Source organism: Pseudomonas guariconensis, assembly GCF_024127895.1.
GTDB classification, from domain to species: Bacteria; Pseudomonadota; Gammaproteobacteria; order Pseudomonadales; family Pseudomonadaceae; genus Aquipseudomonas; species Aquipseudomonas guariconensis_B.
In genome coordinates this window covers 66,319-81,418 of the sequence record NZ_JAMYBK010000008.1, presented here as the reverse complement: position 1 = coordinate 81,418, position 15,100 = coordinate 66,319, and the positions used below count along the sequence as shown (strand labels likewise).

Below are 15,100 nucleotides of genomic sequence, written 5' to 3'. Positions count from 1 at the left end.
TGGGAGCCGGCTTGCCGGCGATAGGGCCGGCACAGCCCACACAAGACAGTTGCTCCTACAGGCCCCTGCAAGGGCCCCAGTTTCCCGCCCCTCGAAAAACCCGCTTGCAAGAACACTGTACACCCATACAGATAATTCTTGCCTGCCCGCCTCGTTTTGCGCATCCTGACGCCATCGTCACCATGAAGTGTTTCCGGCCATGCGCCTCTTTCTCTGCGAAAAACCCTCCCAGGCCAAGGACATCGCCAAGGTCCTCGGCGCCACCCGCAAGGGCGACGGCTGCTGGCACGGTACCGATGTCTGCGTGACCTGGTGCATCGGCCACCTGCTCGAGACCGCACCACCGGACCGCTACGACGAGCGCTACAAGCGCTGGGTCCTGGCCGACCTGCCGATCATCCCGCAGCAGTGGAAGATGCTGGTCAAGCCCAAGACCGCCAGCCAGTTCAAGGCGGTCAAGCGCCTGCTCGGCGAAGCCCGCGAGCTGGTGATCGCCACCGACGCCGACCGCGAAGGCGAGATGATCGCCCGCGAACTGGTCGAACATTGCCGCTACCGTGGGCCGATCCAGCGCCTGTGGCTGTCGGCGCTGGACGACGCCTCGATCCGCAAGGCCCTGGCACGCCTGCTGCCCGGCCACCAGACCTTCAACCTGTACCACTCGGCCCTGGGCCGCTCCCGCGCCGACTGGCTGATCGGCATGAACATGAGCCGCCTGTTCACCCTGCTCGGCCGCCAGTCCGGCTACCAGGGCGTACTACCGGTAGGACGGGTGCAGACCCCGACCCTGCGCCTGGTGGTGGACCGCGACCGTAGCATCGCCGACTTCGTGCCAGTCCCCTACTGGGCCATCGACGTGCAGCTGGAGCACGCCGGCAGTGTCTTCAACGCCCAATGGCGCGCCCCGGAGGACGCCTGCGACGACCAGGGCCGCTGCCTCAAGCAGGCCCTGGCACAGCGAGCGGCCGCCGACATCGACGCGGCCGGCAGCGCGCGGGTGCTCAAGGTGGCCACCGAGCGCGTGCGCGAAGCGGCCCCCCTGCCCTTCGACCTGGGCACCCTGCAGGAAGTGTGTTCGAAGAAGCTTGGCCTCGGTGCCCAGGAAACCCTCGACATCGCCCAGGCCCTGTACGAAACCCACAAGCTGATCACCTACCCGCGCAGCGACTGCGGCTACCTGCCGCTCAGCCAGCATGGCGAGGCGCCAGCGATCCTCGCCGCCCTGCAGCGCGCCGACGCCAGCCTCGCCCCGTTGCAGCCCCATCTCGAGCCACAACGCCGCTCGCGGGCCTGGAACGACGCCAAGATAAGCGCCCACCACGGCATCATCCCCACCGCCGCCGCCAGCGACCCTGCGCGCCTGCCACCCAAGTACCGGGCCGTCTATACCCTGGTCCGTGCTCGCTACCTGGCGCAGTTCCTGCCCAACCACGAGTACGACCGCACCCAGGCCGAATTCGACTGCGCCAGCCATGCCTTGCGTGCGGTGGGCAAGCAGATCGTCGAGCCGGGTTGGCGCCGCGCCCTGCCCGAGGCCCTGACACCCGCCAAAGGCCGCGAGGCGCCACCGCCCCAGGTGCTGCCCCCCCTGCACGAAGGCCTGGACTGCGCCGTTCACGGCCTGCAACTCAAGGACCTGTGGACCCAGCCCCCCAAGCCGTTCACCGAAGGCGACCTGATCAAGGCGATGAAGAACGTCGCCAAACTGGTGGACGACCCACTGCTCAAGCAGAAGCTCAAGGAAACCACCGGCATCGGCACCGAGGCCACCCGCGCCAGCATCATCCAGGGCCTGATCGAGCGCGGTTACCTGGTCAAGAACGGCAAGGCGCTGAGCGCTACCCCGGCGGCCTTCAGCCTGATCGACGCCGTCCCCCGCGCCATCGCCGACCCAGGCACCACGGCGATCTGGGAACAAGCCCTGGACATGGTGCAGAGCGGTGAGATGAGCCTGGACGAATTCGTCGCCCGGCAATCGGCGTGGATGGGCAAGCTGGTGCAGCGCTGCTCCGGCATGCGCCTGACCATCAATGGCCCGGCGGTACCGGCCGGGGGCAAGGGGGCGCCCTGGAAGAAGAAGCGCAGGAGCGCTGGCAAGGGCAAGGCAGCGGGAAGTTCGGCCAAGGCCGTCAGCGGCAAACCGAGGTCAGGGCGGCGCAAGGCGGCGACCTGAACCGCAGATGCGCCGGCCTGGGTAATCCTGGGGCCGCGTCGATCACAAGTGATGCGGTTTTGCAGGCCCCTGTGGGAGCGGGCTTGCCCGCGAATGGGCCCGTACAGGCACCCAGGCAGTTCAGGTCATTCCCCCAGCCTAGGTCCCGCTCTTCAACCGACTGAACGCCCGGGTCAACTCCCGGTTGAAGGCCTTGCCATTGTCGTTCTTGGTATACAACCGCGCCCGCACCTCGGCCGGCGGGTAGGTCCCCGGCGCATTGCGGATCCCAGGGTCCACCAACTCGTCGGCAGCCGTGATCGCATTGGCGTAGTGGATGGTGTCGGTGATCGGCGCGATCACCTCGGGCCGCATCAGGTAATCGACCAGTTGCCAGGCCGCCTCGGGATGCGGCGCATCCTTGGGCACCACCAACGCATCGAGCCAGATCAGCGTTCCCTCGCTGGGAATGCGGTAGTCCAGGCTGAAGGCCTTGCCAGCCTGCTGCGCCTGCGTCTGGGCGATGGCCACGTTGCCGTTCCACGACATCGCCACGCACGTCTCGCCGTTGGCCAGGTCGTTGATGTTGCGATCGTTGTCGAAATAACGGATATAGGGGCGGATCTTGCGCAGGTGCGCCTCGGCCGCCCGCAGATCCTCCACGCGCTGCTGGTTGATGTCCAGCCCCAGGTAGCGCATCGCCGCGGCGAACACCTCGTTGGGGTCGTTGAGCAGGCTCACCCCACAATCGGCGAATTTCGCCGCCACCTGCGGATCGAACAGCATCGCCCAGCTGTCACGCGGTGCATCCGGCAAGCGTGCCGCCACCGCCTCCTGCTGGAAGCCCACCCCCGTGGTGCCCCAGGCATAGGTGCCAGCATAGCGATTGCCCGGATCGAACACCGCCATGTGCTGACGGAACTCCTCGCCGATACCCGCCAGGTGCGGCACCTTGCTCTTGTCCAGCGGTTGCAGGGCACCGCTGGCGATCGCCCGGCTCAGGTGCTGGCCGGCGCTGAGCACCACGTCGTAGCCGCTACGGCCGGTCAGCAGCTTGGTTTCGGCCGTCTCCAGGGAGTCGAAGTGGTCGGCGACCACGCGGATGCCCGTCTGCTTCTCGAAGTTGGCCAAGGTGTCCGGGGCAAGGTACTCGCCCCAGATGTACAGGTTGACGGTCGGCTGTTGTGCGTCGGCTGCCTGGGCCACCGCCACCGTGCAGCCCAGGGCGAGCGCCAGGGTCAGGTTGCGCAGTTTCATGGGCGGCGGCCTCCAGCGTATTGCGGCATGGTGATACAGGCGACGTTGCCACCGCCCAGCAGGATCTCCCGGGAGTGCTCGATACCGAGGATGCGATGGTCGGGGAACAGTTCCGCCAGGGTAGCCTGGGCCACGGCGTCGTTGCGGTCGCCGAACAGCGGCACGACGATGGCCGAGTTGCCCGCGTAGTAATTGATGTACGAGGCGCAGATGCGCGTACCCGCCTGGCGCAGGTGGGTACCGTCGACCTGGTCCAGGCCTGCGGCTTCCTCCGCCGTCCATTCCAGCACCTGCGGCTGCGGCAGCTTATGCACCTTGAGGGCCCGGCCACGGCTGTCGCGGGTGCTGCGCAGGATGTCATAGGCTTGCTGGTAGATCTCCCACTGCGGGTCGTTGCGATCGTCGGTCCATTGCAGCACCACTTCGCCGGGGCGCACGAAACAAGCCAGGTCGTCGACATGGCCGTCGGTCTCGTCGAACTTGCAGCCACGCGGCAGCCAGATCACCTGTTCGGCGCCCAGGTAGTCCTGTAGCCGGCGGGTCACCTCGTCCTTGCCCAGGTGCGCGTTACGGTTGCGGTTGAGCAGGCACTGCTCGGTGGTCAGCAGGCTGCCCTGGCCATCGCTCTGGATACCGCCCAGCTCAGCGATCAGCGGCGCGCGGTAGTGGTCCAGGTTCTCGATCTCGAGGATCTTGCGGGCGATCTGGTCGTCCTTGTCCCAGGGGTAGTAGAGACCACCGTCCAGGCCGCCGTAGGCATTGAACTCGAAGTCCACGCCGCGCACCTCGCCGCTGTCGTCGTTGACCACGAAGCACGGGCCGCTGTCGCGGAACCAGGTGTCGTTGCAGGTCATCTCGACCACCCGTACATGGGCCGGCAGCAGGCGCCGGGCATTGGCGTACTGGGCAGCGGAGGCGCAGACGGTCACCGGCTCGCTGGAGGCGATGGCCGTGACGATCTCGACCCAGACCTTCTGCGCCGGCTTGCCGCCGTTGCGCCAGACATCCGGGCGCTCCGGCCAGCCGAGCCAGCAACCGGCCTTGCGCTCGAATTCGCCAGGCAGGCGGAAACCATCGGCCTTCGGGGTGGTGGTGAGCGAACGTGCCATGGGTCAACCTCGTCATCGGTGAGTGATGACTGCACGCTACGCCGCCGGGCGCCGGGCTTCCAACGATGAAAACTCAGCGATAGTTGAATTGAATTCAGGGCTCGGCGATCTGTTCGATGAACCATTCGATGAATTCGGCCACCGCGCCGCGCTCCAGGCGCAAGCGCTCGCAGACCAGCGCGTACTGCCCCTGGGCCGTCACGCTGGCGTTGAACGGGCGCACCAGGCGGCCGCTCTGCAGGTCGGCCTGGCAGGTCAGGTTGTCGCCCATGGCCACGCCCTGCCCCAGCGCCGCCGCCTCCAGGGCCAGCGCCGCATGGGGGAAGTACAACTGGCGGGTGGGCAAGGCGTCGTCGGCGTGGGTGGCCAGCCAGGTGGTCCAGGTGCGGCCATCCTGGTCGTCGTGCAGCAGACAGTGGCGCACCAGGTCGCGCGGACGCTTGAGCCCGCCCTGGTTGAACAGCCCCGGGCTGCACACCGGGAAGAACTGCAGCAGCGGCAAGGGCCGGACGAAGTGGGTGCTGGCGTCCAGGGCGCTGGTGCCGTAGGTGATGGCGACATCGACCTCCATCGCCGGGGCGCCGGCGTCGATCGGCTGCTCGTGCAGGTGCAGGGTGATGTGCGGGTAGCGGCTGCTGAAGTCGGCCAGCCGGGCCACCAGCCATTTCTGCGCCAGCTCCGCCGTGACCGCCACCCGCAACACCGCCTGGGAAGCCGGATCGCGCAGCTCGTCGCAGGCCTTGCCGATCAGCTCGAAGGCCTGCTGCAGGTGGTGCAGCAGACGCTCGGCCTCGGCACTGGGGCGCACCTGGCGGCCCACCCGCTCGAACAGGGCGACGCCCAGTTGATCCTCCAGTTGGCGGATCTGGTGGCTGACGGCGCTGTCGGTCACGCACAGCTCGGCGGCGGCCCGGCCGAAGTGGCCGTGGCGGGCGGCACACTCGAAGGTGCGCAGGGCGGTCAGGGAAGGCAGGCGGCGCATGAGGGGTTCCCTTCTGGATGGCAGTCGGAGCCGAATCATATCGGGCTATTTCGAGGAGCCGTTAAGTCTTTTGCCGCTGCACCGGCCCCACTGGCGCTGTGAAATTTATCTGCTATTTTTTCATGAAATAAACAACAATAAATTTCACGAGGCCCGCATGTTCAAGCAATCCGCCCAACACGTCGCCAGCTACTACGCCCGGACCTACCCCACGACCATCCCCCTGCGCCCCACCCTGCAAGGCCCTCTGGACACCGACGTGCTGATCGTCGGCGCCGGCTTCAGCGGCCTGCACACCGCGCTGCGCCTGGCCCTGGCCGGCAAGCGCGTGGTCTTGCTGGAAGCCAGTCGGGTGGCCTGGGCGGCGTCCGGGCGCAATGGTGGCCAGGCACTGCTGGGTTGGTCCTGCGACATGCCGCCCCTGGAGAAGGCCCTGGGCCTGGAGCGGGCGCGCCGGCTGTGGGACAGCATGTATTGGGCCGCCGAGGAGATGCGCGAACTGCCCCAGCGTCACGGCTTCGAGGTGGATTACCGGGTCGGCAGCCTGTGGACCGCCGTGCTGGCCCGGCGCGTGAAGATGCTCGAACAGGCGCAGCACGAAGCCCGGGAGAAATGGGGCTACGACTGCCTGCGCCTGATCGGCCGCGACGAGCTGCCCGAATGGGTCGACAGCCCACGCTACCAGGCCGCCCTGTACGACCCCAACGGCGCCCACCTCAACCCGCTGAAACTGGCCCAGGGCCTGGCCAGCGCGATCGAGGCGGCAGGCGGGCAAATCTTCGAGCAAAGCCAGGTGCGCGACTACCACGAGAGCGCCAGCGGCTTCGTCGCCCGCACCGACCAGGGCGAAGTGCGCAGCCAGGTACTGGTACTGGCCTGCAACGCCTACATCGACCGCCTCGACCGCACCCTCTCGCGCCGGCTCCTGCCGGTGGGCTCCTACCAGGTGGCCACCGCGCCCCTGGAGGCGGCGCTGGCCCAGTCGCTGCTGCCACGCAACAGCTGCGTGATCGACAACCAGTTCGTCCCCGACTACTTCCGCCTGACTCCGGACCATCGCCTGTTGTTCGGCGGTGGCTGCACCTACCTGGGCGGCATTCCCAAGGACGTGGCCGCTGCCACCCGTCCCTACCTGGAGCGGGTGTTCCCGCAGTTGGCCGGCGTGGCCATCGACTACGCCTGGGGTGGGCACATCGACTGCAGCCTGCACCGCACGCCGGACATCGGCCGCCAGGGCCAACGCTACTGGCTGCAAGGTTTCTCTGGCCATGGTGTGCTGCCGACCCTGGCCGGCGCACGGGCGGTCAGCGACGCGATCCTCGGCGACGACGAGCTGTTGGCGTTGTACGCCGGCATCGACAACGGCCGTTTCCCCGGCGGCGACCTGATGGCCGCGCCGTTGGAGGCCGCGGCCAAGGCCTGGTACAGGTTGCGCGACCATGTCTGAGACGCCCCTGCACACCGACGACGACATCCAGGGCCTGGCGCTGCTGATCCGCGACCTGCGCAAGCACCGCGGCCTGACCTTGGGCGAGCTGGCCGGCCGGGTCAACCGTTCGCTGGGGTTTCTCTCGCAGGTCGAGCGTGGTCTGTCGAGGCCCACCGTGGCCGACCTCACGGCCATCAGCGAAGCCCTGCACGTACCGACCACCTACTTCTACCAACCCAGCAAGCCGCGGGCGCTGGGCTGGGTGACGCGCCCCGGCGAACGACGCACGCTGTACTACGCCCAGGGCGTGACCGACGTCCTGGTCTCGCCCAGCCTCACCGGCAGCTTCGCCATGCTCGAAAGCCACCTGGCGCCCGGCGCCAGCAGCGGCGAGGGCCATCTGGACGACAGCGCCGAACAAGGCGGTTTCATCCTGGAAGGCCAACTGACCCTGTGGCTCGAAGGGCATGACGCCCCCGTCACCCTCGGCCCCAACGACAGCTTCCAGCTCCCGCCGCACAGCCAGTTCCGCTACGCCAACCTGACCGACCAGACGACCCGCGTCCTCTGGGTATTCCGTTGAGAGCACAGCATGACAACGACAACAAGCTTTCCCGACCTGCTCAGCGAAGTTCGCGCCTTCCGCGCCCGCCATCCACAGGTGCGCCATGTGGACCTGATCAGCCTGGACATCCCCGGGCACTTCTATGGCAAGCGCTACCCTGTGGACATGCTCGAGAAGGTCGCCGCCGGCAGCCCCCTGAAACTGCCGCAGAACTGCGTGCTGCTGGGCGTCCAGGGCGGGCTGTTCCCCATCGGCGACTACTGCTTCAATGATGGCGACCCGGACGCCCTGCGGCGCCTGGTGCCGGGTACGCTCAAGCCGGTGACCTGGGAGCGCGAGCCGCTGGGGCAGATGCTGGTCACCTCCGACGGTACCGCCACGCCCATCGAGTTCGAGCCACGGGAAGTGCTCGCCCGCGTGCTGCAACGCCTCGAACGGCGCGGTATCCGCCCGGTGGTGGCGTTCGAGCTGGAGTTCTACCTGTTCGACCGCGCGCTCAAGGAGGGCCTACCCTGCTTCCCTCGCGATCCGCTCAGCGGCGATGCCGACGACCAGCCCAACATGCATATCGAGCGCCTCTCGCGCTTCTGCGACGTGCTGCGGGACATGGTCGAGACCGCCAACGCGCAAGGCGTGGACGCCAACGTGATCACCGCCGAGCTGGGCCCGGGGCAGTTCGAGATCAACTTCGGCCATTGCGACGACGGCCTGCGCGCCGCCGACTGGGCCGCCCTGTTCTGCCGCAGCACCCGCGGCGTGGCGCTCAAGCATGGGCTGCGCGCCTCGTTCATGAGCAAGCCCTACCTGGACGCGCCCGGCAGCGGCATGCACGTGCACGTCAGCCTCTACGACAACGCCGGCAACAACCTGCTGGCCGCCGACGCGCAGCGCCCGCTGCGCCATGCGGTGGCCGGCTGCCTGGCGCTGCTGCCGCACTGCATGCCGGTGTTCGCCGCCAACCACAATGCTTTTCGCCGCTACGGCGCCATGGTCAATGCCGCCAGCCGCGCCAGCTGGGGCTTCGAAGACCGCGATGCGTGCATCCGCATTCCCGAGTCGGATACGCGCAACCTGCGCATCGAGCACCGCCTGGCGGGGGCCGATGCCAACCCGTACCTGGTGCTGGCGGCGATCCTCTGCGGCATGGAGCATGGGCTGCAGGCCGCGCAGGAACCGATCGCGCCGCTCAACGAGGATCGCGGCAGCGGGATCGATTTTCCCCGGGACATGCTCGGCGCGGTGGCGGCAATGCGCGGGCATCCGGCGGTGAACGAGGGGCTTGGGGAAGAGTTCGTGATGGTGTATTGCGAGAACAAGCGCCAGGATCACCTGGCGTTCATGCACGAGGTCAGTGCGCGGGAGTATCGCTGGTTCCTCTGATGCCCGCTCGCCCCTTTCGCGCCGGTCCGGCGTTACGGCAAGCCCGCGAAAGGGCCGGACACCGCCGGCACATAACCCAAAGGCATGACTGGCAACCCCTCCTCCCGAGGATTACCATGTACGGCCTCTAGCGCGGCCGTTTGCCGCACCCCGCCTCCCAGCCTGCCAAAGCCCCATGCCCTTCGAACTCACCGTAGAACCCCTTACCCTGCTGATCCTCGCCGCAGTCGCCTTCGTCGCCGGTTTCATCGACGCCATCGCCGGCGGTGGCGGCCTGCTCACCACCCCGGCGCTGCTCACCGCCGGCATGCCGCCCCATCTGGTGCTGGGCACCAACAAGCTCAGTTCCACCTTCGGCTCGGCCACGGCCGGCTTCACCTACTACCGGCGCAAGTTGTTCCACCCGGCCCAATGGCGCCCGGCGCTGCTGGGGACCCTGGTCGGTGCGTTGCTCGGTGCGGTGGTCGCGCACATCATGCCCGCCGACTGGCTGAACAAGATGCTCCCGGTGATCGTGTTCGCCTGTGGCATCTACCTGCTGTTCGGCGGCACGCCCAAGGCACCGCTGGATGCCGATGTACCGATCAAGAAGACCTGGCAGTTCCCCCAGGGCTTGAGCCTGGGCTTCTACGACGGCGTGGCCGGCCCCGGCACCGGGGCGTTCTGGACGGTGAGCACGCTGCTGCTCTACCCCATCGACTTGGTGCGCGCCAGCGGCGTGGCGCGCAGCATGAACTTCGTCAGCAACATCGCGGCGCTGACGGTGTTCATCCTGTCCGGGCAGGTGGACTATATCGTTGGCCTGGCCATGGGCCTGTCGGTGATGGTCGGTGCCTTTTTTGGCGCACGCACGGCGATCAGCGGGGGCAGCAAGTTCATCCGCCCGGTGTTCATCGCCGTGGTGCTGGCGCTGACCGTGCGCCTGGTATGGCAGCACTGGGTCGGATAGCGCAGTGTTTGCGCAGCGTTGGAGTGCTTCGCGGCATTTGCTACGGACCTAGGCCGGGAATGCCGGCTCCTGCTGGCCCAATCGACGCGCCACATAGAGGTCGATCAGGTAGCGGGCGATGGAACGCCCGGCCGGCAGTGGCGGCAAGTCATGCACGCTGAACCACTTGGCATCCTCGATCTCGTCCGGCTGCATGACGATCTCGCCACTGGCGTACTCGGCATGGAAGCCCAGCATCATCGAGTGCGGGAACGGCCAGCACTGGCTGCCCACGTACTGGATGTTCTTCACCTGCACCGCCACTTCCTCCAGCACTTCGCGCACCAGGCACTGCTCGGCCGACTCGCCCGGCTCGGCAAAGCCCGCCAGGGTGCTGTAGACGCCGGTGACGAAGCGCGGCGAGCGGGCCAGGAGGATTTCGTCGCCGCGGGTGATCAGCGCGATCATGCTCGGCGAGATGCGCGGGTAGCTGCGCAGGTCGCAGGCCTGGCAATACATGGCGCGCTCCCAGCGGATCTGCGCCATGGGCTGGCCGCAACTGCCACAGAAGCGGTGTTCGCGGGCCCAGGTACCAATCTGCGCCGCGTAGCCGAGGACCCTGTAGGTGTCGGCGTCGCCCTCCAGCATGAACTGGCGCAGGCCGCGCCAACTGCAGCCCGGCAGGTCGGTGGCGGCGCGCAGCTCGAGGAGGAACACCGGCTGGCCATCGAAGTGGCCGATGCCATGCTCGCAGAGCACGTCCAAGTCCTGGCGCGCCAGCCAGTCACGGGGGAACAGCGCACCGTTGGCGTCCACCAGGAACCCCTGCGGGCTGCGGGCCACGGCCCAGCCTCCGACGATCTGCGGGTCGAGTACTGCGGTAGTCCAGCGTGCTGACATGTTCGGGTTCCTTGCTGGCGCCCGCTGGCCAGGTCAGTCAGCGAACGTCGGTTTCTGTTTGCTCATGTGGGCCGCCACGGCGACCCGCAGGTCCTCGGACTGCAGCATGGCGGCATTCCAGGTGGCGATGTACTCCAGGCCATCGTCGATGCGATGGTCGCGCATGTAGCTGAGCATCTCCTTGGTGCCGGCCACGGCAATGGGGGATTTTCCTGCAATTTCCCTGGCGATGGCAAAGACTGCATCGAGCAGCGCCGCCTGGTCGTCATGGACCCGATTGACCAGGCCGATGCGCAGGGCCTCCTGGGCATCGATCGTGCGTCCGGTGAAGGCCAGTTCGCGCAGCATGCCGTCACCGATGATGCGCGGCAAACGCTGCAAGGTGCCGACATCGGCGGCCATGCCCATGTCGATCTCCTTGATCGAGAACTGCGCGTCCGCGCTGCAATAGCGCATGTCGCAGGCCGACACCAGGTCGATGGCGCCACCGATGCAATAGCCCTGGATCGCCGCCAGCACCGGCTTGCGGCAATTGTCCACGGCATTGAACGACGCCTGCAGGCGCAGGATGGTACGGCGCAACAGGCGGGCGTTGCGGCCGACATCCTTGCCCATCTGGCCCGCCAGCGAGGCCAGCATCATCAGGTCGATGCCCGAGGAGAAGTGCTTGCCAGCGCCGCTGAGCACCACCGCGCGCACCGCATCGGTGTCGTCGATCCACTGGAAGATGGCGACGATCTCCTCCCAGAAGGCCGCGTTCATCGCATTGATCTTCTCCGGGCGGTTGATCTGCACATGGGCAATGTTGTCGGTCAGTTCGACCTTGAACGCGGTGTATTCGGTCACGGGCGGTACTCCAGCGGGGGAAGGGTTCACATCGCCGGACTATAACCCACCCGCAAGGCTGCACATGTGCCAAAAGCGGGACTCCTGGCCCCCATGAATGAACCGCCCCTACCGATCCCCCGCCTTGGGCAACTGCGCCCGCAAGAACGTCATCAACGCCTCGGCCGCAGGCGACAGGCTGCGCCCCTTGCGCGTCAGCATGCCGATCTGGCGCTCCACCTTCGGCTCGGCCAGCGGCAGGAAGGCGAGCTTTTCGTTCTCCAGCGGGAACGCCAGGTACGGCAGCGTGCTGATCCCCACGCCCTCCTCCAGCATCGCGATCAGCGAAATCATGTTGGAGACGAACAACCGGCTGTGCGCCAGCAGGCACTCGGCCTCGGTGCCCTCCAGCAGCCGCGAGGTGCCGTTGCGGATGATCGGCACCCCCTGCAACTGCGACCAGTGCAACGTCCCGCCGCCCTGCACCAGGGGATGGTCGCTGCGGCACACCACCCCCACCTGGTCGTTGAGGATCGGCACGAACTCGACCTGCTCATCGGCCATCCACATGCTGCTGATGACGAAGTCCACCTGCCCCTGGGCCAGCAGTTGCTGCACGCTGTCGGCGCTGCCGTCCTGGATGCTCACCTGCACGTTCGGGTGCTCGGCCACGAAGCGCCCCAGGGGCCCCGGCAGCAGCCGGCTGGCCACCGAAGGCACGGTGGCGATGCTCACCTGGCCGATCTCGTGCCGAGCCAGCAAGGTGGCCTCGCGAGCGATGCGGTCGTGGTGCTCGACCAGGCCACGGAACAACGGCAGGCAATGCTCGCCAAAAGGCGTCAGCTCGACCCGCCCGCCGCCCTTCTCGACCAGCGCCTGGCCCAGCTTCTGCTCCAGCTCGCGCACCGCCAGCGATACCGCCGGCTGGGTGCGGTAGGCCTGGCGGGCGGCAGCGTGGAAGCTCTTGAGCTCCGCGACCCACAGGAAATAGCGCAACTGGGCGATCTTCAGCTCGGGCAACATGGTTAGCGTTCCTTATCGAATCATTTTTTTTATTAATTTTTATTTGCGCCATATTGCTCGCAAGATGAGAGCCAGGCAAACGGAGGCTTCTCAATGTCACTCACTCCCTACAAGAACTACATCGATGGCCAATGGTGCGAAGGCCAGTCCACGCTGGCCAACCACAGCCCTTCGGATACCCGCGACCTGATCGGCCAATACCACCAGGCCAGCGCCGAACAGGCCCGCCAGGCCATCCAGGCCGCCCGCGCCGCGCAACCGCAGTGGGCCGCCAGCGGCCTCGAAGCCCGCCAGCAGGTGCTGATGGCCATCGGCGACGAACTGATCGCCCGCAAGGACGAACTCGGCGAGCTGCTCTCCCGTGAAGAGGGCAAGCCCCTGGCCGAAGGCATTGGCGAGGTCAACCGCAGCGGCCAGTTCTTCCACTACTACGCCGCCGAAGTGCTGCGCCAGATGGGCGAGACCGCCGCTTCCGTGCGCACCGGTATCGACATCGAGGTGCACCGCGAGCCGGTAGGCGTGGTGGGCATCATCACCCCCTGGAACTTCCCCATGGCCACCGCCGCCTGGAAGATCGCCCCGGCCCTGGCCTTCGGCAACGCCGTGGTGTTCAAGCCGGCCAACCTGGTACCGGCCAGCGCCTGGGCGCTGACCGAGATCATCAGCCGCCAGGGCCTGCCCGCCGGCACCTTCAACCTGATCATGGGCAGCGGCGCCAATGTCGGCGAAACCCTGGTGAACTCGCCGGAGATCGACGCCCTGACCTTCACCGGCTCGCTGGAAACCGGCCGCCGCGTCGCGGTCGCCACCGCCGGCAACCTGGTGCGCTGCCAACTGGAGATGGGCAGCAAGAATGCCCTGGTGGTGATGGACGACGCCGACCTCGACCTGGCGGTGGAGTGCGCGCTCAACGGTGCGTTCTTCGGCACGGGACAAAAATGCACGGCCTCCTCGCGGCTGATCGTCTGCGAGGGTATCCACGACCGCTTCGTCGAGGCCCTGCGCCTGCGCATGCGCCAGCTCAAGGTCGGCCACGCCCTGCAGGCCGGCGTGCAGATCGGCCCGGTGGCCGACGCCCGCCAGTTGGAGCAGAACCTGGGCTACCTGCGCCTGGCCCAGGCCGAAGGCGCCACGCTGATCGAAGGCGGCGAACGGCTGCAACTGGAGACCGACGGCTACTACATGCGCCCGGCGCTATTCGTTGACAGCCGCAATGACATGCGCATCAACCGCGAGGAAGTGTTCGGCCCCATCGCCTGCGTGATCCGCGTGGGCGATTTCGAGGACGCCCTGGCCACGCTCAACGACACCCCGTACGGCCTGACCGCCGGCATCGTCACCCAGTCGTTGCGCCACGCCACCGAGTTCCGCCGCCGCGCCCAGACCGGCTGCGTGATGGTCAACCTGCCCACCGCCGGCACCGACTACCACGTGCCCTTCGGCGGCCGCAAAGCCTCCAGCTTCGGCCCGCGCGAACAGGGGCAGTACGCCCGCGACTTCTACACCGTGGTCAAGACCACCTACCTGCGGCCTTGAAGGAGCACGCGCCATGCACGACCTACTGATGATCGACGGCCTGCAGTACTCCAACTGGAGCCCGGAAATATTCCAGCAGATGCAAGCCGGTGGCCTGAGCGCGGTGCACGCCACCATCGCCTACCACGAGAACGCTCGCGAAACCCTCTCGCGCCTCGGCGAGTGGAACCGCCGCTTCGAAACCTGGCCACAGCTGATCCGCCCGGTACGCACGGCCAGCGATATCCGCCTGGCCCACGAAGAAGGCCGGGTGGGGATCTTCTTCGGCTTCCAGAACTGCTCGCCGATCGAGGACGACATCGCCCTGGTGGAGATCTTCCGCCAGCTGGGGGTGTTCGTCATGCAGCTCACCTACAACAACCAGAGCCTGCTGGCCAGTGGTTGCTACGAGCGTGAAGACAACGGCATCAGCCGCTTCGGCCGCCAGGTCATCGCCGAGATGAACCGGGTCGGCATGCTGATCGACATGTCGCACAGCGCCGAACGCAGCACCCTGGAAGCCATCGAGCTGTCGAGCCGGCCGGTGATCGTCTCCCACGCCAACCCGTCGAGCTTCCATGCCGCCAAGCGCAACAAGTCCGATGCGGTGCTGCGCGGTATCGCCGAGTCCGGTGGCCTGCTGGGCTTCAGCACCTACCCCTTCCACCTCAAGGGCGCCTCGGCCTGCAGCCTGGAAAGCTTCTGCGACATGATCGCCAGCACCGCCGACCTGATGGGGGTCGAGCACATCGGCATCGGCACCGACCTGTGCCAGGCGCAACCGCTGTCGGTGCTCGAATGGATGCGCAACGGGCGCTGGAGCAAGGAAAAGGACTACGGCGAAGGCTCGAAGGACAACGCCAACTGGCCGGCACCGCTGCAGTGGTTCCGTGACAGCCGCGACTTCCCCAACATCGCCCAAGGCCTGCGCGCCCGAGGCTTCGCCGAGGACGAGGTGCGCCAGATCATGGGCCTGAACTGGTTGCGCCTGCTGGAAACCGCCACCACGGCGCAGGCCTGAATCTCCCCGCACGG

Annotated in this window: 13 protein-coding genes; 7 read left to right on the top strand and 6 right to left on the bottom strand. The window is 67.2% G+C overall.

Annotated features, from left to right (window positions below):
• Nucleotides 1–199 precede the first annotated feature (199 nt).
• Nucleotides 200–2,173: a DNA topoisomerase III gene (locus NJF35_RS11260; protein ID WP_253091045.1), complete on the top strand. Its 1,974-nt coding sequence runs from the start codon at nt 200–202 to the stop codon at nt 2,171–2,173.
• 138 nt (nt 2,174–2,311) lie between these two features.
• Here NJF35_RS11260 and NJF35_RS11255 read toward each other — a convergent pair whose 3' ends face one another.
• From NJF35_RS11255 to NJF35_RS11245, 3 genes are all read right to left on the bottom strand, one after another.
• Nucleotides 2,312–3,409, bottom strand: coding sequence for an extracellular solute-binding protein (locus NJF35_RS11255; RefSeq protein WP_225789176.1), 1,098 nt, complete (start codon nt 3,407–3,409; stop codon nt 2,312–2,314).
• Nucleotides 3,406–4,518, bottom strand: coding sequence for an agmatine deiminase (gene aguA, locus NJF35_RS11250; RefSeq protein ID WP_225789175.1), 1,113 nt, complete (start codon nt 4,516–4,518; stop codon nt 3,406–3,408). The genes NJF35_RS11255 and aguA overlap by 4 nt, the downstream gene beginning before the upstream one ends.
• A gap of 94 nt (nt 4,519–4,612) precedes the next feature.
• The gene (locus tag NJF35_RS11245; protein ID WP_253091044.1) at nt 4,613–5,500 is read right to left on the bottom strand and encodes a LysR substrate-binding domain-containing protein; all 888 of its coding nucleotides are present in this window, start codon (nt 5,498–5,500) and stop codon (nt 4,613–4,615) included.
• Nucleotides 5,501–5,657: 157 nt separating this feature from the next.
• On the opposite strand from NJF35_RS11245, the gene NJF35_RS11240 reads away from it, so the two are divergent.
• The 4 genes from NJF35_RS11240 to NJF35_RS11225 all read left to right on the top strand — a co-directional run bounded on the left by NJF35_RS11240 (nt 5,658) and on the right by NJF35_RS11225 (nt 9,823).
• Nucleotides 5,658–6,947: an NAD(P)/FAD-dependent oxidoreductase gene (locus NJF35_RS11240; RefSeq protein WP_253091043.1), complete on the top strand. Its 1,290-nt coding sequence runs from the start codon at nt 5,658–5,660 to the stop codon at nt 6,945–6,947.
• A complete protein-coding gene (locus tag NJF35_RS11235; RefSeq protein WP_410045490.1) occupies nt 6,940–7,512 on the top strand; it encodes a helix-turn-helix domain-containing protein in 573 nt (190 codons plus the stop codon). The genes NJF35_RS11240 and NJF35_RS11235 overlap by 8 nt, the downstream gene beginning before the upstream one ends.
• A 9-nt stretch (nt 7,513–7,521) precedes the next feature.
• Nucleotides 7,522–8,874 (top strand): glutamine synthetase family protein, encoded by a 1,353-nt coding sequence (locus NJF35_RS11230; protein WP_253081543.1) that lies wholly within the window; start codon nt 7,522–7,524, stop codon nt 8,872–8,874.
• Nucleotides 8,875–9,049: 175 nt separating this feature from the next.
• Entirely contained in the window at nt 9,050–9,823 is a 774-nt protein-coding gene (locus tag NJF35_RS11225) for a TSUP family transporter (RefSeq protein WP_225789171.1), read from the top strand.
• A gap of 48 nt (nt 9,824–9,871) precedes the next feature.
• Here NJF35_RS11225 and nudC read toward each other — a convergent pair whose 3' ends face one another.
• The 3 genes from nudC to NJF35_RS11210 all read right to left on the bottom strand — a co-directional run bounded on the left by nudC (nt 9,872) and on the right by NJF35_RS11210 (nt 12,550).
• On the bottom strand, nt 9,872–10,702 hold the full coding sequence (gene nudC, locus NJF35_RS11220; protein WP_225789170.1) for an NAD(+) diphosphatase: 831 nt from the start codon (nt 10,700–10,702) through the stop codon (nt 9,872–9,874).
• A 33-nt stretch (nt 10,703–10,735) separates the two neighbouring features.
• A complete protein-coding gene (locus tag NJF35_RS11215) occupies nt 10,736–11,548 on the bottom strand; it encodes a crotonase/enoyl-CoA hydratase family protein (protein WP_225789169.1) in 813 nt (270 codons plus the stop codon).
• A gap of 108 nt (nt 11,549–11,656) precedes the next feature.
• Nucleotides 11,657–12,550 carry a LysR family transcriptional regulator gene (locus NJF35_RS11210; RefSeq protein ID WP_225789168.1) on the bottom strand — a complete coding sequence of 298 codons (894 nt, stop codon included), beginning with the start codon at nt 12,548–12,550 and terminating at the stop codon, nt 11,657–11,659.
• Between the two features lie 93 nt (nt 12,551–12,643).
• Here NJF35_RS11210 and NJF35_RS11205 point away from each other — a divergent pair, with 93 nt between their 5' ends.
• Nucleotides 12,644–14,086 carry an aldehyde dehydrogenase family protein gene (locus tag NJF35_RS11205; protein ID WP_253081540.1) on the top strand — a complete coding sequence of 481 codons (1,443 nt, stop codon included), beginning with the start codon at nt 12,644–12,646 and terminating at the stop codon, nt 14,084–14,086.
• 13 nt (nt 14,087–14,099) lie between these two features.
• Nucleotides 14,100–15,086: a dipeptidase gene (locus NJF35_RS11200; RefSeq protein ID WP_253081539.1), complete on the top strand. Its 987-nt coding sequence runs from the start codon at nt 14,100–14,102 to the stop codon at nt 15,084–15,086.
• Nucleotides 15,087–15,100 lie beyond the last annotated feature (14 nt).